This window comes from Dokdonia ponticola, assembly GCF_042653865.1.
Taxonomy (GTDB): Bacteria; Bacteroidota; Bacteroidia; order Flavobacteriales; family Flavobacteriaceae; genus Dokdonia; species Dokdonia ponticola.
On the sequence record NZ_JBHSFV010000016.1, the window covers coordinates 1 to 21,824 of the forward strand.

Sequence of the window (21,824 nt, forward strand, 5' to 3'; positions counted from 1 at the left end):
AATTGTAAAATGAGTAATTAATAACTCAGGTAGAATTAACTTTAATAAGTCTAAGGACAGTTCCATTTTTTTTACAAAAATCCAACTTCTATTTTAATTCACACACAACTTTTAGGAATGATCCCTTTTATGCGTTAAGGATAGAAGCGGCATCCTTTTTTAAGTGGCATATATGCTCAAAAAAGATATAGCGGAAAGCCTGACCTTTATCCTGAAATACATTCAGGATGAAGGGAACGCCCATATAAAAGGATTACAAAGAGTAGTAAGACCAAGTTGTTCAGTGATGTTGTAGTATATGATCACTCTAAGCCACACACAAAAATGCTTATCGATGTATTGAAGTGCTATCGAAACGCCTTGGTCTTACACTCTTCCCAAGTTATGTGATGTTACCTACGCCTGTTCCTGTTTGAGCCGAGGCACTTCCTGTGGTTGCTACGGTCGTCATAACAGTGCCCGATTTGATGTAGGTGTCTATGGCGGTTGCTAGCTTACTTGCAATATTATCTATAGAGCTACTTCCGTCATCTTCTTTAGCTTTTTCTTCTTCAAGTAATGCTTTGATCGCATTTTCTAATGTTGCTTTTACTAATGGCATCGTCTATGATTTTAATAATTGATTAATATTGTTTTGTACCTGTATAAAATCTGCGATATTGATAGGTGGTCCAGAGGGACCTACAGGTGTCGTTACCGTAAGCGCTTGGATGGCTGTAAGTAAAGCATCGAGTTCTGCACGTAAATCGGTGATATTATTTTTTATGGTGAACTTATCTTCATCTAGCTTTAACACATGATCTTCTTTACTAAAGGAAACCTCATCATTTTTTATAGAAGCCGTGTAGCCATCACCACTTTCGGTAGTGATGGTGAATTCATTTTCTGAAAGGGTAACCACGGTCACATCTTCATTAATCGCAATCGTAGTCCCAAGTTCTGTAACGTCTATTTTTTGTTTGCTGGTGCCGTCTTCATCTGTAAAATGAAGCGTGGCTACAGCATCACTAGCAGTAGTGAGATCAAAGCTTATACGTGGTACAGGCTCTCCATTTTTGATGGTATTGAGCACTGTTTTTTGCACATTTCCAGTCGCTAGTGTTTCTGAGAGTAACTTTCCTTCGCTGTCGTAAAACGTAGTGATCATACTCGGATGATCGCCCGTATTTTGAGATTCAAGGCTATTGAACGCTATTTTGGCAATCGCCTTAAAATCTGTGGGTGGTAGTCCTGGTGCTGTGGGTTGCGCTTCTTTAAATAACAGATGAAATTGATCTGCATTGCTATCAATTTCTAAATATTGATTACTGTCATTTTTAAAGCGTACAAAGGTGCGTTCTACTTCAGAAAACTGAGAGATAAAGGCACGTGTCTCCACATTATCAATGATAGAAACGAGTACCCAACTTTCTAATTTTGGAATACTAATCACCCCTTGTTCTTCTTCTTGAATGGATGCTTTCAGTCTCACATTTTTTATCATCGCACCATCTGGACGTAGTACGTTTACTGTAAACACATCCTCTGGACTGTGGATCGCATTTTGTGGAGCATTAATAGCTACGACTTTGGCAGCATAGGTGTGTATCGTCGTCCCTTTTTCGGCGATATTTTGTATTAAATCTTTAAGCTGTATCATACGATTTCTATTTTTCGTCCTAATTCAATTTTTTGTCTGTACCCATTTAATCCGTAGGTACGAGTGACTTTTTTTACTTGAAAGGTTCCGTTCTTTTCTCTGTCTTCTGCGTTATCTAGCGTCACTCTATCTGTAGGGCGTATGAAGGGTTCTCCAAAGGTGGTAAAACTTCCCTCGAGTCCTGACACTCTTTTCTCTAGTGCTCTAAAAGCAGCATACTGGACGAGCTGTGAGGCTACTTTTAAACTTTCAGCTTTGAAAAGGATTGGGTCATTTGGGAGGTCTTCATCTTGCGCATGAAGCACATATGTTTTTTCTAAAGCACCCTCTTTGTCTCCGATTTCTATTTGAATGGGTGTATTGGAGTTTTTAAAATATTTTTCGACGCGAATACGGGTGTTTTTTACCTTTTCTTCAACGACTCGTAAATCATCTGATATGATGTTATGCTTAAAGCGAAATCTCGCACTGCCCAAAAACTGATTACTCCCAAAAGCATCATCAATAGCCCTTAAAGCAGGTGCTAGTAACTGGAGCCCTTCATTAAAAAGACGCTTTACGAGTTCGCCGATTAAAGGTGTTTTAATAAAATTACGCTCAATAAATCCTCCTATTTCTTCTACTCCGTACTTTTGTGGATTATTGGTAATTGTCAATACAGGTCCGACGGCTTCCATCTTAAAGAACGCATGGATTCCGTGTTTTTTTAAGGATTCTAGCAACTGACAAACACTTTGGCCTCTTTGAATGACCATAGCGCCCAGATCTTCATCAAGCGCATTGATTTTAAAAGGAAAACCTAATTCTGTGAGTCGTTTTGTAAAAAACTCCCTAGGATTAAAAGATGCTACGTTTATAGATGGATTTTCGGCAATTGTATTCAAAGCGTCACTCCCATCATTGGGCGAATTATCTGTTACGGCTTTTACTTTTTTACATGCATACATGGCATCCTGGCACATGATCGTAACGGGTGCATCTCCCTCTACAGAGGTAATATATCCTCTAAAAGCAGGTTTGTAATCCCCATCATAGCCTAAGAAAATCTCTACAAAATTCTCTAGCTTAAAAAAGTCGTGAATCGATACAATGCGATCGCGGTTATTAATGGTATTAAATTGAGACGGATTAAATTCTTCTTCCAATCTGCTAAACACCTTTTTAGGCATGATAATCGTAGCCGTATCTGTAAGGGTATCATATGAGGACTGTATGGTGACTTCCTTCACATAATTAAATTCATACGAAACAGGCGTAGGAATTAAACCCACCGTCTCGTACACTATAATTTTTGCATTTAGACTAAACATTATCTCTTATAATTAATTCAACGGTTTCATCTGATGTGGCGCTAGCCGAAAATTTTTGAATATTCTTTGTGCCTTCTATAGAAGGAATCGAATAGGAGTCAATGACCAGTTCATACACGCCAAAACGGTTTAAAATGGCATGTGTCACGCTAAGCGTATATGGTGCGTTTAAAAACTGTTTTAGTAGGAATAATTTATCTTTTGGGTAATTGGTATCTCCCTTATCACTGGCAATAAGCCCTTCTATAGAAATACTAAAATCACCATTGGTAATATGCTCTTTTACCGTGAATTCTCTTCCTTCGATACTTTGCTTGCTTATATTTTTAGAGCGGTTTAAAGAAACCGTTACCGCATCGATACGCAGTTCAGGAAGCGAAATTCCAGGGCGTTCAAGCGGTTCAAAAATTAACGGCGCAAAGACCCGTTGGTTAAACTCTCCTCCAGTATCGACTATAAAATCTTGTCCTTCGGAGTCATTAAAATTAATCGCATTTTCTAGTGATCCTTGTGTAAAGGAACTGTCTCGACCGTCTAAAATGTCGTCTATATTGATTGTAAATCCCATAGTTGTTTTTTTAATTTGAATATATTTTAGCAAGGGCATTCACATACACTGCCTCTTGTTGTTTGTTTTGATGTTTTTGTAACCATAAGGCTTCTTCCAGAAGTTTGTAATACTCTGCTATAGAAAGCGCATAAGGGTCTACATGAAATGCATGCCGTATCAATGCAGCAGATTTTTTGAATTCATCTTCTTCTGGTGTAGGGTCAATAGAGAAGCTACTAGCCTCTTTTATATCCTTCACAATACTGTTAGCCACAGAGAGCTTAAAATCATTTTCATAGGTTTCGTCTGTTAAGACACATGCATCAAAAAGATAGACGAGTGCCTCGTAGACATTCTCCTTATAACGTTCTAGATAGGCTTGAAAAGTCGCTGCATTAGGTGTTTTGCAAAGTGTGTATAGATGATCATCTTCTGCACTATACTTTTTTATTTCACCATGTATCGCTTTTAATTTTTGTATATTTTTCTTATCCATGATTATTTATACATATTAGCGTCGTTATATTCTTTTTTTATTGCTTTCGCGAAAGCGTCCTCATTCTCCTTCTTCGTAGGATTTGTAATATGGATTCCTCCAATAGAAAGTCCAATTTTTGAAGCCTGTGTATTCACAGTATTCAACATGCTTATGTTTGGTGTTACTGGAGTTTCTCCTAGGTCTTTTTTAGGCATACTGATATTACTCATAATGTGTTGTTTTAATTACTAATTAGGTGCTAAAAAATCTTGTAAATGACGTTGAAATTTGCAAATCCTAGGGAAGGATCGCAGCATCCATTCTTGCGTTTTGAGGGTGTAAAATTAGGTAAGAGAGGGATGAAAAAATAGAAAAAGGAGTTGTGTTTTCGGTAGTTTCAGTAAATGAGGTATTTTGGTGAAGCTACTGATTTACTGTGATTTAAAACGAATATATCACTCTTTTTGAGGCTATTTTTACAGGCTCAAATTTTCACTGAATGGATACCAATATCATACATACGATTGACATACACATCGCACATTTAGCCACGCAAGAAACGGAGCGAGAAGTTCTAGATGATGTTCTAAAAAGTGCTGCAACCTATATAAAAGAAGCTGAATTAAAACAAGCAGTCCAACAGTTAGACCAAAATTTTGAAACTGCTCAAAGCACTGTCCCGGCCGGAGGAGGCGTTACGAGTACCGCTATCACTTCTACTCGTAATACTACTCCTTCGGTGTCCGCTGGGAATGGGTCATCTGCCTCAATTCAAAATACTTTGTCAACCGCTTCTATGTCTTCGGGAGAAGAGCAGTTATCTACTTCAGATATAACAGCATTTACAGGAGGCGATATAGCAACTGATATTGCTTCTTCTACACTTATTGGAGCAGGAGAAGTATTACCACCTGCAGTAGGCACTACATCTCAGATATATGCAGGAACGCAAACACGACAAATTACAGTGCCAAGCAACCTTCAAGGGAATACGGGTACAACACCTACTTTAGAAGAAGTAAAGAAATATGTAGCAGTTCAATTAGCAGGAGCAGAAGAAGGGAGTAAGGAGAAAGCATATTGGACGATGCTTTCCAATACATTAACAACTGTTACGAGTAATGAAGAAATAAAGGCAATCCTTAAAAAAGATGAAGGAGAAGAATATGGTGAAGGCTTTGCCCTCTTCTCAGCATGGTATAAGAGCCAAACGAAAGAGATTACTAAAAAAGAAAATAGCTATGATTGGGAGACAGTACGAACAGACCTTATTGATCAGATCAAAAGCAATATTCTAACGGATAAAGCAGAAAAAGGCACCATTGCTCATTGGAATGAGATCATCACAAAGCTTGAAAATCCATCTACAGATGTAGCGCAGTTATTTGTTGATTATGAAGAGTTGTTTTTAGTATTACAGCAATTAAAGAATTTTAAAAGTTTACCAGAAAAGATCACAGTAAGAACGCAACTTAATGTGTATACAGATATTACAACAAAAAATATGTATGCAGCTATTGGAGTTGACGATATCTATACATTCTTACGTCGTTTTCCAGATGAAAGAGGTATAGGAGTGTTGAAAATCTTTATCAATGTCAAAGGAACAGAGACCACTTTTGGAACAGGAGCATTAAAATTCAAGGCTAATAAATTTAGTTCAAGAGGAGGAAGAAAGGCTAATATTAATTGGGTAATATATAATGCTTCGGGAGATGTGATTGCAAAATACGTAGATTATGGCGAAGTACTTACCCATACGTTTACAACCTACGGAGATTTTATAGTAGAAGCCTATGGAGGTAGTGCAAGTGCCCCAACATTAGAGGACGCAAAAAAATCTTCTTTGGCAAAACTAAAAACTAAAAATAGAAAGAGTTACATGGCACTTACCATAAAAGAGCCAGAACTCATTGGAATAAAGCCAAGTAAAGCCAAGGAATACGTTCTTGGAGAAAAGGCAACTATAGAGGCTCAGTTTGATGTAAAAGCAGATAATTACCCATCTTTAACTTGGAATCACTACACTAAAAAACCAGAAGAAAAGGAGTATACTAAGGTAGCTCTTACAACCTACAAGGATAAGAGAAAAATCACAGATTTTGAGTTTAAAGAGAAAGGATATCACTATATCGAAGTGATTTCTGACAATAAAACGGCGTATTTTGGATCTGCGAAAAAACCTATAAAAGTAGGCGGTAATTACATTACATCTATAAAAGAAACCCTTTTCAAGAAGCCTTATTTCTTATACGCTACGAACCATCCGTTATTATTTACTCCAGCCACATATAAATCAGGGAAAGGAGACGATATTCCTGAGGAAAGTATACAATGGACTGTACTGAAAGATGGAAAATCAACAGGTTTTACAAATACTGGAAAAACACTTAAAATAGCTAAAACCACAGACTATGCTGAGGGTGTCTATACGATCAAGGTATGTGTGAATGACCCTATTTTAGGAAAGAAATATGCTAAGACTAGTATTGAAATTATACATCCGCAAGTGACAGCAGTAAAATGGGCAGATACAGAAGGTCGTATAAAAATTGAAACAGGTTTTAATAGTAGTGTTACTAATGTAATACACGCTAGTATTCCCTATTTTGAAAGTAGAAAAGTAGCTATATCCTTATATAAGGATGCTAGCTATAGTAGACTCATTACGAGTTTTGAGTCTATGACCAACGATAAAGGAGATGTGCAGCATCGTTTCTGTATTTCTGATGAAGGTCCGCTTGCAGATTATATTACGAATGTAAGTGAAGATGAGGTGAAACTCTATTTTAAAATTCAAGGAAAGGGGTATACATTAAAATCATCGGAGAACACCTCTGTACATAGTTTAGCAGGGATAAAAGTAGTAAAGGATGCAAAAATTATACGTTCCTATTTCACGTATAATAATGATATTATATCTCCAGTATATCAAGCGGTCCCTTATGATACTGAGGTTACGTTTATTGCAGAAACAGTCAATATGATCGGAGAAAACATGAAGATTGAGTTATACAAGTCTAATAAAATTGACAATTTCTCAGGGGATTATGTAGCACACAAAAATAATGTTGTCGTTGACACTGATGGAAAGATTGTGGTTGCTTTTAAATTGGAAAAGAAATGGATGTCTACAGGCAATAAACACCCTTATTTTTATGCGGGTGTAGAAAAAGAGGATTGGTCTTGGTTTTCTACAGAAAAAGATTCTCTGATGCTAAGAAGCTATATGGAAGGGGAAGTATTGGAGGATCATGTGAAAGTTGTTAGAGATGTTTATACAGGTGTTTATAAAAGCAGATTTAATGATAATATCAATCATATTTTTGATGTTGAAGGTGGGTATGCAGATGATAAAGATGATAAAGGTGGTAAAACAAACATGGGAGTTACTTATAAAACCTATGAAGCCGTTTCAAAAAAGTATGGTATCGATAAAAACCCAACGATAGCAAAACATAAGAAACTATCTACAAAAGATGCTAAAGAAATTTATAAGATTGAATTTTGGAATAAAGTAAAAGCAGATGAAATTTATAATGCTAGTGTAGCATTATACATCTTTGATTTTGCAATACATTCAGGTGTCCCAGCTGCTGTTAAAGAAGTGCAGAAAACATTAAAGAACGATTTCAAGAAAAGTGTATCGGTAGATGGAAATCTTGGAGAAGGAACTTTAAATGCTATTAATAGTGTTCCTTCTAAAGAGTTTTATATAAAGTTAGATGCTAATCGTAAAAAGTTTATAGAAGCTATTATTAAAAAAGACGCCACGCAAACTAAGTATGAAAAAGGATGGGCAAATAGACTTAAAAAGTTAAAGTATAAGCCAGAAGCATATTCAATTAATCAAAAGATAGCAAATTGGTTAAAGAAAGATTTTAAGAAGACACCTATAAAAGATAAAAACTCAACGCTTGCAAATCTTATACTAGAAGCACATGCCTTGAATTTAGTTGAGTTTAACTCTGAAGGGCAAGGTAATAGTGGATTTAGAACTGGATTTGGTGGGACTAGAGATACATTTGTTAAAATCAGAGATGCTAAAAAAATTGGAGTTAAGTCTATATTTGATCCACAAAAAATAGAGATTCCTATTTTAGAAACAACACTTTCTTTAATCAAATCTAATGTGAAAAAATGGGTAGATAATGGTTATAAACCAAAAGAACCTAATAAAATAAAACTAGGTAGTTTTATGGTTTGGAATACTACAAGTGCATCTAAAAATAGAGTTTCTGGACAACTAAGAACAACCAATCATGGAAAGAAGGCAAAAGCAATAGATATAAACTTGTCAAAATACAATGGAGGTAAAATTGATTTTAGTACTTCAGATGCTGAGAAAATGGTTTATGAGATATTGTGCGATTTACCTAAAAACACATACGAAATAGGCTTGCCAGCACAAGGGCAATTCTTTCCTACAGGATATGGAAATCATGTATCAAAAATCAATAACGATTGGGCATACAAGAAAATTAAGAGTAAAAGGATAAAAGATAAAATTGAAGAATTAGTTAAAAAGGGATATGTGATGAAGGTTATTACAGATTACCCTAACCATTTACATGTTGCATTAGGTATTGGCGGAAAAGGATATATGAATAAAAGTAATATTTAAATTATAGTAGTAAATTAGCTTAAAAATTAATTATAATACGATGACTAACATTAAGTTAATTTTACTAGGCTTCTGTTTTTCTCTTTCTTTTTTATCTTGTAAGACAGAAACAACAGTTAAAGAAAAAAAGAAAGCTAACGTACTATTAAATGAAAGTGTGTTTTTTGGAAGTGAATACCTAGTGGCTGGCTTACTTCAAATGAAAAATAATACACATGTCATTACCTCGTATAATGGTCTTTTCCTTCTAGATCAACCAGGCTTTAATAATGATAGTTATCTAGGAACTTTGCATTGGTTAGAAGGAGTTACAGTAATAGCGTTAGATACTAAAGATCCTCGTTGGACTAAAGTAAGTTCTAGACTAGGTGAAGGATACGTGTACACTGAATTTTTGAAAGAATTTGATGATGTAAATCAAGAAGTGGTATTACTTGCTAAAAATGCAGAATTTGCTAAAATAGATTCTTTGCAAAATTTCCAGACACTATCGGAACCCTCTAAATTGTTATCCAATAAAATTAAAGCAAAGCAATACCCTATGTTGTTTGATAATGATTATGAGGAGTATAAGAATGAACTGTTGTTCAGTCTTGAAGAATCAGAGTTAAAATTAGCATATTATTTAGTTTCAAAAAAACAACTAAGTTCTCAAATTACGGGGATTACTATTGCACGCTATAAGCATGAGCATACAGGAGATAATATTTATGATATAGGTCAGGATTTTTACATGTTACTCTTAAATGCAAATAAATTTATGGGAGTCGTTGTTTTATCAGGTAAAAACAATGGAGATATGGAATATACATCTATAGAAAGTTGGATGCTGGATATAGATCGTGATGGTACTCCAGAAATCATACAAAGTTTTTGTGATGTCAGTGTTTATGAAGATGAAATCTTTAATGAAATACTCGTAAGAGGTGATTCTGTAGCATTAAGTGAAAAAGATCATTTAATCTTAAAATTAAAGAATGATACTATTTTTAAATATTCTATAGAAGATTTTCCAGAATTTGATTTTAATACACTGAAGCCTCAATATTGTCCGTTAATAAAGTAAACAGATCTCAATATCAATACTACTATAAAAAAACAACTTGATAGAAAATTGGACAATTATATAAGTCAAAAGTTTGCTAATTGACAGATGCAAATACATCACTAATTTTATTCGCGCATAGAATATTAACTAATTCATAATAGCCTATACACATAAAAGTATAGGCTTTTTTGTTCTATCCTTTTGGACATTCCCTTGGTATTACTTCATTACATTTCAGTCATACCAAGGTCGGGCTCTTCGTTTTTAGTTTTGACTCGACAACGGTCGCTCGTCAAAAGCTAACCACTACTATCCCTAATGCAGGATTTTTATATCAATGGTGCAAGAGCTACTTTTTCCATTTTAAAACGCTACGCTAACATATCAACCTCTTTTTTATAGATATTAATCATATTACAAAATAATTTAATTGTAATAAGGATAGTAGTGGCATCCTTTTAAAACTTTGATATATGGTTTTAAAAGATATAACGGATAGCCCGGCCCCATGATGATCGCTACTCAAAAGTGATCACCATGGGGATTACCCTTAAAATAATAATAATTTTGCATCTGTTTTATATTTTTAAAACCTACTGAAACTATTGTTATGAAAGGGTTTAAAGTTTTTTTAGGGAGTAGCTTCGTGTTATTTTTACACTCTGTAAAGAAGCGCGTTGTATCATAAAAACAGAGGTGCGATCTGGCGTGTCATTTTTAAAAATGGTATACAGTACACAAGATATCATCATAACACCAGAATATATAAAATTCAAACAAATTATTAAATATTGATATATGAAACAAACAAGAAGTACTTTAAAAACGTATTTTGAACGTGGTGACAAACCCACCGAAGGCGAGTTTGCAGATCTTATAGATAGTATGCTTCTGGATGGAGATTTAGCGGCGAGAGCTTCTGCTGAGTTTTTGTATGCAGATCTTACTACTTTGATTGCAAATAATGCACTCGTAGTAGGACAAAAGTATACCATCTCTGATTACCAAACACGATACTATATTGAAGGTACAAATACAACAAACATAAATAGGGAAGCAGCAAGTCAAGGGGTTGTTTCTGGTTTTGCCTTTTTTGATCCTCCACTTGATGAAGTATCTAATGGAACACCTATAGAGGTGGTGAGCTTGCCTGCAGACTATACGGGTGCTATCCAAGTAGGAGATACCGCAACAGTGACCAGTTTCTTTTCTGGTTTCTACATGAAATTTACCAATGGATTACATACAGTAGATGGGGCTACTTTTAAATATTCGATTAAACGTTTTGATACGATAGATGAAGATGCTGTTATTATAGATGGCAACTCAAAAGTGATGATGAAACCTAATGGTGTTATCAATACTGAAGTACATAACGGTACTCCTTATATGCAAATGACCGCTGAAGAAAATAAAGCAGTTCCTTTTGAAAAAATTGTATTGACAGCTATCTCTGGAAATTCTTTTGCAAAAGAAGCGGAAAGCGCAACCTATCCTGGAGAAATTTTAGAATATGATTTTAACGATACAGAGATCAAAAATGAAGATGAGGTAGTGATAGGACAACGCAAGGGATTGATAAAAAGACGTATCTCTGCAGATAGACGTATAGATGTTAATAAAGATTGGCGCGTGCAACGTTACAGACGTTATAAATTATCTGATAGTGATTGGATAAATTATATTCTTCAAAATACAGTAGATAGTACCTTGTATAATGTCGGGAGTAATCACGCCTTTACACTTTCTAATGTTAATATAAACGAAGATCATAGGTATATTTTACCAGCAGTAGAAAACAAAGATTTTTATCAAGATTTTACAACAACAGGTACAGTACCCAATGTATTTCTAGATGGGATTTCAAATGGATCTTCTATTGTGTATGGACAGCGTATGGAAACAGCTGCTGATGATGTCTATAAAATAGCTGTCAATGCAGTACTTACAGATAACGGAAAAGATCTTCTTATTTTTCCATTAGACGCACAGGGTGAGCCTAAAGATACTGTGACTCTTTTTAAAGTAAATACATTAGAGAATACCGTATTTAGAAATAATAATGGGCAGTACATTGAAGATCAAAAAATCACTGTAAATATTACCGATGGAATCTCTCAATCTAGTTTTATGGCAGGAGGTGCTGTTTTTTCTTCATCACCGTATGCCGAAAATGGATTAATTAGAATTACGGCTATAGATAATGTAATAGAGTTAGGGAATAAAGGACGTATCTCAGACTTGATCATATTAGGAACTTGTATACTTACAAATAGTGGCAATTTAAACTTCGTAACGATGGGAGGGATGGCAGCAAATGCAACACCTTTTGGAGTTACCTATGCAGATGTGAGTTTTGATTCAGGATGTCAGGTTAGAAATACGATGATAGGTGGGAAACGAGTAGATAAACTCGTCTTCAATAATGTGTACACCAATAAATGTTTGTTTGGGTATAGTAGGGGACAATATCTTAAAATCTCTGACAGTATTATGTTCTTAACGGCCTTTAAACATGCGGGAGACTTTTTTACAAACAACTTAAGTATAGATACATCAGATCAGAATATTCAAAAAGGACTTTTTGGATTTTTATACGAAGGTATGCCCAACTTATCAGGAAAATACATCTTTAATAGTGCAGAAGGCGATCTTGTGTATAGACAGGCTAATGTAACCGATCTCGGAGATGGAGGTGTAGCAAGATCACTAGGAATAGAATTACTCACTAGAGCAAAATAAAAAAAACAATGACAACAGAAGAGATAGCAAGATTACAGGAGCTTAAAGCAAGGATTCAGGGATGCCCTGAAGGATGTACTATGGAGGTATTGGGATTGCCACTATTAGAAGAATTTTTAGCACTATTAATCAAAGAAGAAGATAACGCTTAAACCCACTGAAACTACAGATTGTCAAGGGTGTAAACTTCTTTTTTCTTGTGTGGTTACAGTATTTTTACAGTGTTGGATAATGCTGCGTTTTGAGACACTAGGTATACAATCCTTCAACAATGACAATAATTTAAAACAATGATTTATGAACGATTTTATCATAGAGGACGATCTGGAAATAATGAATGGAGATTTTTGTATCGATGAAGCAAGTCAGCAGAACTTAACACATATTTTGTTAAGTCAGAAAGGAAGCTTTAAAGAGTATCCTATTCTTGGAGTAGGACTTACGAGATACATAAATAGCCCAGATTCTACAGCTCGTTTACGCTTAGAAAATGAAATAGACAAACAATTAATTTACGATAACTTTAATGTGAGGACATTAGATGTTAACGATCTGAAAAACATAAAAATAGATGGGAACTATTAGACCGCAACAAAATCAAAATATTCTCGATATAGCCTTGCAAGAGTATGGGAGTATAGAGACTGTTTTTGACGTGATGGAAGATAACAATCGATTTGACCTTACAGATGATCTATCTGTATATGAGGATTTACACGTAGGGAGAGAAGCTTTTAAAAAAGATATTGTTGCCTACTATAATGCAAACAATATAAAACCTGCGACAAGTTCAACAAGAGAAGAAGAGTTATTATTAGCTGATCTTTCAGGAGTTGATTTTATGATTGTCGAGGAAGACTTCTTTATTTCCTAAGCCCTTTTTAAGGAGTACGGAATCATAAAATACATTTAACTAAAAACAATTAAAAACCTTGATTATAAGCATTTTACAAAATGCTTAGAGGGGGAACTATATTAAAATTTTAAATATGTCAAGAACAATTGCCGAAATACAAACTGAAATTTTGGATGAAAAGGAGAGACAGTCCGTTTTAGCGGGTCTAACCTCTGAATCTAAAACTGCAATATGGAGGTTATGGACCTACATTGTTGCCACAGCTATTTGGATACATGAACAAATCGTAGAGAGAAATGCGAGAATATCTCGCCCACATACCTTAGACTGGTATCGTTCACAGGCCTTAGACTTTATAGATGGAAAGGATCTTATTTTTAGAGATGGCTTTTTTGAATTTGATACAGTAGGGCTAAGTGAAAGTGAAATCGAAGATCTTAAAATCGTAAAGCATTGCGCTGTAAGTGAAATAGATCTAGAAACCATTATCAATCCTGAAGGAGATCTGACACTAAATACTGAAATCAATCAGAATAGTAACCGTGTTCAATTACTATCAGATTATTTTCATAATCAAGTAGGGGTTGTGTTTATGAAAGTGGCTAAAAATGAGGGAGAAGATAATATTGTTCCTCTTGATGCTGATGAGCAAGCACGATTAAGAGAGTTTATACGTCGCATTAAAGATGCTGGAAATCAGATACAAATCAGTTCTATTCCTGGAGATAAGCTAAAGTTAGACTTACGAGTGTATGTGGATCCTTTACTTATTTATGTAAATCCAGACGATCCTAATGATACTGATAATGGAATACTAGTATCTAATGGAAGTTTAAAGCCAGTGGAGGCAGCTATTAAAGAGTATCTAAAAAATATTGAGTTCAATGGAGCCTTAGTAAAAACATTTTTAATAGATGCCATTCAAGGAACACAAGGTGTGAATATACCTATTCTGGATAATATGTTTGCAGGGGGGCGTGCGGTTACATTAAGCAATGAAAATCTTATTAATAATGAATTTTACATTCCAAATGCAGGATATTTTAATTTGAGTGATGATGTGTTAGAATTAAATATTTCATACTTCCCGTATACTTTTTATAGAAATAATCAGAATATATTTTAAACCCAGAAACGATGAGAAAATATTTAATCGTAAACTGGAGTAAATTATTACTCTGGTTGCTACCACCAATTTTAAGAAAGAAGCGGCATTTTAAATGGCTGTTCTCTCTCTTAAAACCATTGGAGACACTCTATGATACAACTTTGTATCAAATGCAACATAATGGTCAAATTGTTTATTTAGAAAAAGTACTAAATGAAATATTTAACTCAGGTGTTGTGTATGATCCTAACCTTTCTATTGAAGGAAAAAGAAGTGCAAACCTCATCTATATAGATGAAACCTTGCAGCCTAGATTAAAATTTGTGTATAGGCATGATGAGTATTATTTACATACAGAAGGAGAGCATTTTTCTTTACCCGCAGTTGTAGATGAAGAAATAGTATTAGATGAGTTAGGTTTTTTAGATCCGATAGAGTTGTTTACGCATGTTGAGTTAGCGTGTCTAAACGTTTTTCAAGTAGGTCCAAATGGAGAAGATGTCCCTAATCCAGAATACGGCTCTAGTTTTTGTAATACAGCTAGAGGGTTAGCGTATAATACCTATTTAGCAACAGAAGAAGATTATACGATTGTAAACTATGCTAATTTCAGAATTATGATTCCAGCAGACCTTAATAGCGGAGCTGTACCAAGTGGTCTGAGTCAAGTTCAAAAAGCTGCAGCAATACAAAGAGTAACTAATGAAATCTATTTTGAACCAGATCCAGATCCGATCAAAGCACTTGCAAATGCAGTAGAAGTAAGAACGCCAAGATTTCATCAAGTGGTTAACTTCTATAAACTCGCAGGAAAAACGTATGAGACCTACAAGTATGGTGAAGAAACGTCAGATGTTATGTCTAACAGTGTAATGCCTGACCAATCTCAAGTAGCAGCTTTATAAGAAAATACACAAATAACATAGGAAACCTTTAAAAATAATACGCTTTCTAAGCATAGAAGGAGAGGTTCCTAATGCCATAACCTTTATAAAAAAAGAAACGTATTCATCACTTTTAATAACATAACATGAAAAAAATAAATTTTACAAATGCAGGTGGATTCCCTCTAGAACAAGAGACGCTAGCACGATTACAAGCAGCATATAAAGACGAATTATATGAAATGCTAAAGCGAAATTTTGATATTTCAAACGATCAAAATTATATCCTCTCTGAGCCTACAGATACCTTAAACGGTTGGTTCGTGATCAATGGAATATTACACCTTATGGAGCCAGGGGCATTCGCTCCTACAAACTTTATCAAAACATCAGAAACCATTACAAAATTACGTTTTGGAGATGGTGTATATCAGCCAGCATATACAGATTATACAGTAGAGTATATAAATGGAGATGAGGTGCCAGTGGGCTATTTTGATGATGTTGCTAACGATTCAAATATTGAAGTCAACGGATTGCAAGACTTTAGTATCGCATTACCTAATGAAAGAAAACTTAGGTATTATGATATTACAAACCTATCTAACAATCCAGATAGATTCCAAAGAATAGGCTTCCTTCCTATAAATGGTAGTAAACCCATGGAAGGAGATTTGGATATGGGAGGCAATCAACTATCAAATCTAGATACATTAGAAACTGCATTAGCAACCTTACGAGCTAAGTTTTTCAATTTTGGGTTTTCTGCAGAAAGGGGAGCGCCAGGGCGTGCTTTAGTAGATGAAAGTTTATCTGTAGATATGCAGGTAGATAGGGATACAGCGCTTCATCTTAATTACAACAGTGATTGGGAAAAAACGGTCATAGGTGGAGAAATAATACTTCCTGAATTTGCAGAGAATAGCACGTCATTGCGTAAATCTCCCTTATTAATAGATTCAAAAGGAAATGTGTGTAAAGGGAGTGCATCCGAAAATATTCCATTAGGACTTATCGCATTATGGTACAATGCAAATCAACCTATTCCTCCAGGATGGGTGCTTTGTAACGCTGCAAATGAAGGACTTATTGGCAATATCACAGTGCCTAATTTATCTAGTAATCAGTTAACGCCCACCACAGTCGATGCTCCAGTAGCAGATGTAAACACAGTTGATTACATTATTTATGTAGGAAGAGATACCCCAACAATTAATGCTTTGATTGTAGATACATTAAGAAATAGTAAGACTGTTGAAAGAACACTTTCTAGTGGTCAAACCTCTTTTGATGCAACAGCAAACCCATTCCAGCTAGAAGCTACACTGGAAAATCTAACACTACAGGGATGGACTCAGGTTTCTGGACCACCATCAGCTACAATCACAACTCCAAATTCAGAAAACACTACAATCACAGGGAACTTAGCCATAGGTGCGTATGTGTATCAAGTGAGTGGAGTAGATACGCTTGGCGCAGTGTTTACAGATCAGGTAACCATAACGATAAGAGAAAGTAATATGCCGCCAGTATTTAACTCGATTGTGAATACAACAAGTGGTGTTAATGTGACAAATGATATGAATATAGAACTTACATCAAATCTGATTTTACAAGAAGATATTTCTTCTGAACTAATAGATTCACAACTAAATAGAGCTTCTCAAGATCAGGCGGATACAGATATTATAGATGTATCAAGACAGCAAGTGCTAGGACGAGCAGCTTTTAGAGTGGGTGTTTCAGATCCTGATGGTAATATTTTTAGTCCTAATGTAAGTGTAGTTGCAAGAATACGTAGAGCAGATGGAACTGTGCAGGTCATTCAGCCAGTACTTATAGAAGATGTAAGTACATCAAGCGTTTCCAGTAGTGTAGATCAATCGTTAGTAAGGTTCTTTGATTTTAGAATTTTAGGATTAACGGCAACTGATATTCTTGAATTTGTAGCAACAGATGAAGGCGGAGCAGAAACGGTAAAATCGTATACGATATCATTCAATATAGAACCTAGTATAAGCCTTTCTCAGACAGGTCCAACACTAACAACAGTTACTGGTGATAAGGCTAAGTTCTTTGATGTAAGAATTCAAGGAACACCAAACGCAACAGTATCTCTAGTGGCTAGTAGGTTACTATCAAGTGCAGTGGCTAGTGTAATTACAATAACTAATACGGGTACATCACCAGCTTCCTTTACGTTAAATACAATTAACACGCCATTTAATGTGTTGTTGGATGCAACAGGAGTGAGAACCATTAGAGTTACGCACCAAATGACAATACCGTCATTAACAACGATTAATAACGGGACAACATATACGCTTAACTCAAGAATTGAATTAGCGAGTAATTCATCAAATGGATTAAATCTAAGATTTGCATTTACACTTACGGGTCTTATAGATATCGAGCCTATCGATGATACGCCAATAGATGATTTTCCAATCGGCGGGGGTGGAGGTGGCTGTTTTGATGTGAACACGTATGTGTCACTAGCGTCAGGACATGCTAAGAAGCTTAAAAATGTTGAATTAGGAGAGATGCTTGTAGGGCTTGACTTCCCAAATAGAACAGATGCTTCATCAGGAAACTATTTTAATTGGATAGGAAAATTATCTGAAGCTGTAGAAACTCCAGTGAAAGTAATCAATAAGAGAACACTTACAGTAGCAAGTTATTTTGAAATTGTGACCAAAGACGGTCGTGTGCTTAAAGTGACTGGAGATCACCCACTACTTGCCTCAAGAGATGGGAGTCAGGTACAGTGGCTGCCAGCTCAAAGTATAAATGAAGCCATGTCTTTAGTAGACAAAAAAGGAACTCTTAAAGGGGTACAATCTATCACTTGGATATCAGAGCCATTAGAAGTAGCTACCATTGATGTAGAAGATGTAGATAACTATGTCATTGCAGGTGTTGTAGCACATAATAAGGAGATTATTTCAGAAGAAATTGAATCACCACAAGTGCGTTAAATTAAACTAAGTCAGGTATGTATGGTTTCTGGATACTAGTTATTCAGAAACCACTATCTCGGCAATATAAAACAAATACAATATGAGAAAACGAATATCAGCACTAAAGATCTAAGTGTCGATTAATAAAAATAGATGCTAGTTAAAAGTGGCATAATACCCTAATGTAGGATAGGAATACCCCAAATCGTACGTAGCGCATAATCGTTCAACCCTTAAATAATGAATATGAAAACTATAAAAAGTGTATTTACAGCAATGGCATTGCTATGGCTTCTGGTCACTGTAATATGCATGATACCTATAAGTGTATTACTAACTCCATCTTTATGTGTTTCAAAAAAATACTATGCAGAATGGATATTATTCTTCTTTGCTTGTATTAGTGCAATAGGATTATATCCACTTGGATTTTTATATAAAATACTAAAGTGGAAAGAATTTGAAAGATACCTCAGGCAAGTAAGTCTCAGTATTGATATTGCAGGAAACGCAATCTTAGGAGGGCTCTTAAATGACAATTTTATTACAAAAGACTCTGTGCATAAGTTTGGTGTTGTACACGAAACAATTAGTGATAATCTGGGAGAAAATGAAAGAGATCAAACACTGACAAATTTTGGAAAAAGAATAGCAAACCTTTTAAGCGTTTTTGACTTTAATCACGTAAAAAAGTCGATTGTTGAAGATAAATAGGAGTAACAGGTGGTTGGATATATTGCTGTTATATGTAGTGGTTTTTCTTGCTAAATAACATAGTGTTCTCTATTTGATAATCATCTTCTCCAATTAAAAAAAATACATATGAAAATTAAATTAATAAGCCCCCTGATGGATAAAGCTATTTCATTTATTCAAAAAACTCCTACAGATACATTTCTTGAGTACGGTTTATTAGGATCCTTATTTATAGTTGCTCTTATAGTTATCAGATACTTGTATTTGGAAAATAAGGAGCTTCAAAAAGAAAGAATAGAAATGTTAGAGCGCTTAATGAAATTGAAAAATGAAGATGCAGAAAAATATATTGCAAGTGTCGGTGCCTTACGAGAGGTTATTATGAATCAGAGTATTACTACCAAGGGATACCTAGAAAAACATATTTCTAAAGAACATAAAGATATCAGTGATAAAATAAATGAATTAAAAACTTATCGTAATGATTGATGCATTTAGAAAAATATTAAACGTATTGTCTACAGAAGATGTCGAAGAAATTTTGATAGATGATATCATTCAAGCATTTCCATTGGGGATAGTTATAGATGACTTTGACGATGGGAAAACGCTTCAATGTATAGAGAAAGTACTAGATGATAAAGGGGTTCAAATAGGTGTCGTTTTAGAAGGTTTTGCTCCGGCTGGAGCTCAATATACTAAACATTATCATGATGGTGTAGAGGAGATAGTGACACTTTCAGGCCTTGCGATAGAGACAGTGACCCCTCTTCATTTAAAACCACTTAAAAATATTTTTTTGCCAAAACATAGAGTTCATGGCTATAAGGTGATTAAGGATTGGCGATTTGTCTGTAAAATCTCAAAAAGCGATTGAGTATTATGTGTCTTGTGCTATTTTAATCTCTATTCAAAAAGGAAGGTGTTCACGGGTTGAGCTATTTAAAAGGCTTTTGAAAAGCATCCATGAAAATAAGGTGGGCTATAAGGGTAGATTCCTGTTGAATGATCAGGTCTAATGAGCTGTTGGTTAAAATCATATAAACCATGTGAATGTTGGGAGATATTGTTTTACACGCTTTCGCGAAAGCGTACCCTGCCTTAAAACCAGCGAGTCAAACATTTAAATCAAGTAGAAATTAAATAATACAGCATAGCAGTATTTATAATAAAATAGAAATGAAAAAACATTTAAGATACGCCTTTAGCCAATATGGGGTCAAGGAGTTAGAAGGAAATAAAAATAACCCCCAAATCACATCGTATTTCAAAGAATTAGGATACAAGGGAAAAATGGTAAAAGATGAAACCGCTTGGTGCTCAGCTTTTGTGAATTGGGTGCTTAAGATGTGTGATGCGCCTTACACAGGAAAACTAAACGCAAGAAGCTGGTTAGATATAGGAATGGAAACTAGCAATCCGCAACCTGGAGATATTGTGGTGTTATGGCGAGAAAGTAAAAACAGTTGGAAAGGACATGTAGGGTTTTATATCAGTCAAGTAGATGACGAAATTTTTGTATTGGGAGGAAATCAAGACAATCAAGTAAAAATCTCAGGATACCCATCTTCAAGACTTTTAGGCTATAGAGTGGTTGTTTAAAATAATCACTACTAGATCATTAATTCACAAAGGACCCGCTGTTTGGTGTATCTCTTATCACTCCATCAACCTTGCCTTGAGAAGTTAAAACTGGACACTTATTTCTTTTGCTTTTCTGTATGTGATTTTGTCATTCATTTAACTCTACCAACACATATATGTAAAAAAATACAGTATCAATTAAACTGTGATATGTTTAATTGAGAAGATTTATGGGGCTTCAAACAAACAAATCACAAAAAATTAAACATATTAACTAAACAAAAGTGTTAAATTTCACTGAAACTATTGTATTATTACATAATATTAATTGCATAATTATAACAATTGTTAGATATTTGTAACAAATAAAGAAACAAATGATTTTAAAAGAATTTTACTTAGACAAGAAAGCACGTATTGAAGCCGAAGCAGGTTTTAGTGGAGCAATACCAGAGATTACCCTATATAATGATAATATTTTCTTGACATCTATTCAGGTTCCAACAATATTATTTAAATATAAAAATATAAACTGGGAAACCTCTTCAGAGCAAACCTATAAAGCAGATGCTACTTTCTGTATTTATATCGTACTCCCTTTACAAGGGAAAAGGGCCGCTAATCAAAATTATGAAGTTGTGTTTGATATTGCTCAAAACATTGATAAAGCTATTTTGTCTAGAAATGCAACAGCTACTCCTTTAATTGATTCTAATTCAACTTTTAAAATAAAAGAAAAGCAGTATTGCAATCATGAGCAAGATAACTGGGAGAAGACAGATTATTTTATCTGGGAAATATCTTACAAAACAACACTCGTAGAAACAGAACTTAAAAAACGATATAAGTTGGTCTATAACGGTGCTACTGTAGAAGAATTAGAAAATCAAGGATATACGCTTACAACAGGACCTACAGGAGAATATATCTCCCTTGAGGATAAGGAGATTGATGAGGTCATTGAGTCACGCTTAAAAAACAATAATAATTAATAACATAAAACAACAATAGCTATGAGACGCAGCAACAAATTATTAGAAAAAAGAAGAGCATTTGTATTGGAGTATGTACAAGAAAATCAAGAGAAACAAATGAAAGTAATCGTGAGCGAACTTTCAGAAAAACTTTTTGTCACAGAACGTACGATCTATACTATTCTTAATGAAGCCGTACAATTACAAGCTTCTTAGAAAGACACTGAAACTACCGATGTTAAACAGTTTAAAAAGAACATCATAAAGAAACGGACTCTATATTTGTACTAGGAAGAAAGCGCGCTCCTTACATCACATAAAGTTCAACATATTCTTCTTTGTTCTAAAGAAGAATCACCACTTAAAATTTT

21 protein-coding genes are annotated in these 21,824 nt (G+C 34.7%); 15 read left to right on the forward strand and 6 right to left on the reverse strand.

The genetic code is table 11. The annotated features are described in order from the left end of the window. Nucleotides 1-382 precede the first annotated feature (382 nt). The 6 genes from ACFO3O_RS19875 to ACFO3O_RS19900 are packed head-to-tail and all read right to left on the reverse strand — an operon-like array spanning nt 383 to nt 4,207. Nucleotides 383-601, reverse strand: coding sequence for a hypothetical protein (locus tag ACFO3O_RS19875; RefSeq protein ID WP_379982122.1), 219 nt, complete (start codon nt 599-601; stop codon nt 383-385). A 3-nt stretch (nt 602-604) separates the two neighbouring features. Beyond that, nucleotides 605-1,639, reverse strand: a complete 1,035-nt coding sequence (locus tag ACFO3O_RS19880) for a hypothetical protein (protein WP_379982124.1) — start codon at nt 1,637-1,639, stop codon at nt 605-607. Continuing rightward, nucleotides 1,636-2,949 (reverse strand): hypothetical protein, encoded by a 1,314-nt coding sequence (locus ACFO3O_RS19885; RefSeq protein ID WP_379982126.1) that lies wholly within the window; start codon nt 2,947-2,949, stop codon nt 1,636-1,638. The genes ACFO3O_RS19880 and ACFO3O_RS19885 overlap by 4 nt, the downstream gene beginning before the upstream one ends. Next, nucleotides 2,942-3,517: a DUF6046 domain-containing protein gene (locus tag ACFO3O_RS19890; RefSeq protein WP_379982128.1), complete on the reverse strand. Its 576-nt coding sequence runs from the start codon at nt 3,515-3,517 to the stop codon at nt 2,942-2,944. The genes ACFO3O_RS19885 and ACFO3O_RS19890 overlap by 8 nt, the downstream gene beginning before the upstream one ends. A 10-nt stretch (nt 3,518-3,527) precedes the next feature. After that, nucleotides 3,528-3,995 (reverse strand): hypothetical protein, encoded by a 468-nt coding sequence (locus ACFO3O_RS19895; RefSeq protein WP_379982130.1) that lies wholly within the window; start codon nt 3,993-3,995, stop codon nt 3,528-3,530. Between the two features lie 2 nt (nt 3,996-3,997). After that, nucleotides 3,998-4,207: a hypothetical protein gene (locus ACFO3O_RS19900; protein ID WP_379982132.1), complete on the reverse strand. Its 210-nt coding sequence runs from the start codon at nt 4,205-4,207 to the stop codon at nt 3,998-4,000. A gap of 269 nt (nt 4,208-4,476) precedes the next feature. Here ACFO3O_RS19900 and ACFO3O_RS19905 point away from each other — a divergent pair, with 269 nt between their 5' ends. The 15 genes from ACFO3O_RS19905 (at nt 4,477) to ACFO3O_RS19975 (ending at nt 21,669) form a co-directional block, all read left to right on the forward strand. After that, a complete protein-coding gene (locus ACFO3O_RS19905) occupies nt 4,477-8,601 on the forward strand; it encodes a glycoside hydrolase family 108 protein (protein ID WP_379982134.1) in 4,125 nt (1,374 codons plus the stop codon). Nucleotides 8,602-8,641: 40 nt separating this feature from the next. After that, nucleotides 8,642-9,667 (forward strand): hypothetical protein, encoded by a 1,026-nt coding sequence (locus ACFO3O_RS19910; protein WP_379982136.1) that lies wholly within the window; start codon nt 8,642-8,644, stop codon nt 9,665-9,667. Nucleotides 9,668-10,447: 780 nt separating this feature from the next. Next, entirely contained in the window at nt 10,448-12,391 is a 1,944-nt protein-coding gene (locus ACFO3O_RS19915; RefSeq protein WP_379982138.1) for a hypothetical protein, read from the forward strand. A gap of 8 nt (nt 12,392-12,399) precedes the next feature. After that, on the forward strand, nt 12,400-12,543 hold the full coding sequence (locus tag ACFO3O_RS19920; protein ID WP_379982140.1) for a hypothetical protein: 144 nt from the start codon (nt 12,400-12,402) through the stop codon (nt 12,541-12,543). A 145-nt stretch (nt 12,544-12,688) separates the two neighbouring features. After that, on the forward strand, nt 12,689-12,976 hold the full coding sequence (locus ACFO3O_RS19925) for a hypothetical protein (protein WP_379982142.1): 288 nt from the start codon (nt 12,689-12,691) through the stop codon (nt 12,974-12,976). After that, nucleotides 12,963-13,265, forward strand: coding sequence for a hypothetical protein (locus ACFO3O_RS19930; protein WP_379982144.1), 303 nt, complete (start codon nt 12,963-12,965; stop codon nt 13,263-13,265). The genes ACFO3O_RS19925 and ACFO3O_RS19930 overlap by 14 nt, the downstream gene beginning before the upstream one ends. A 115-nt stretch (nt 13,266-13,380) precedes the next feature. Further along, on the forward strand, nt 13,381-14,373 hold the full coding sequence (locus ACFO3O_RS19935; RefSeq protein WP_379982146.1) for a hypothetical protein: 993 nt from the start codon (nt 13,381-13,383) through the stop codon (nt 14,371-14,373). Nucleotides 14,374-14,384: 11 nt separating this feature from the next. Next, a complete protein-coding gene (locus ACFO3O_RS19940) occupies nt 14,385-15,260 on the forward strand; it encodes a hypothetical protein (protein WP_379982148.1) in 876 nt (291 codons plus the stop codon). Nucleotides 15,261-15,385: 125 nt separating this feature from the next. Further along, nucleotides 15,386-18,217, forward strand: a complete 2,832-nt coding sequence (locus ACFO3O_RS19945) for a PKD domain-containing protein (RefSeq protein ID WP_379982150.1) — start codon at nt 15,386-15,388, stop codon at nt 18,215-18,217. Nucleotides 18,218-18,445: 228 nt separating this feature from the next. Next, the gene (locus ACFO3O_RS19950) at nt 18,446-18,913 is read left to right on the forward strand and encodes a hypothetical protein (protein ID WP_379982152.1); all 468 of its coding nucleotides are present in this window, start codon (nt 18,446-18,448) and stop codon (nt 18,911-18,913) included. A 108-nt stretch (nt 18,914-19,021) separates the two neighbouring features. After that, complete coding sequence (locus ACFO3O_RS19955; RefSeq protein ID WP_379982154.1) at nt 19,022-19,384, forward strand: hypothetical protein; 363 nt, start codon at nt 19,022-19,024, stop codon at nt 19,382-19,384. Then, complete coding sequence (locus ACFO3O_RS19960) at nt 19,377-19,772, forward strand: hypothetical protein (RefSeq protein WP_379982156.1); 396 nt, start codon at nt 19,377-19,379, stop codon at nt 19,770-19,772. Before ACFO3O_RS19955 ends, ACFO3O_RS19960 begins: the two co-directional genes overlap by 8 nt. 302 nt (nt 19,773-20,074) lie before the next feature. Then, on the forward strand, nt 20,075-20,497 hold the full coding sequence (locus ACFO3O_RS19965; protein ID WP_379982158.1) for a TIGR02594 family protein: 423 nt from the start codon (nt 20,075-20,077) through the stop codon (nt 20,495-20,497). A 359-nt stretch (nt 20,498-20,856) separates the two neighbouring features. Next, on the forward strand, nt 20,857-21,471 hold the full coding sequence (locus ACFO3O_RS19970; protein ID WP_379982160.1) for a hypothetical protein: 615 nt from the start codon (nt 20,857-20,859) through the stop codon (nt 21,469-21,471). 21 nt (nt 21,472-21,492) lie between these two features. Further along, entirely contained in the window at nt 21,493-21,669 is a 177-nt protein-coding gene (locus ACFO3O_RS19975) for a hypothetical protein (protein WP_379982162.1), read from the forward strand. Nucleotides 21,670-21,824 lie beyond the last annotated feature (155 nt).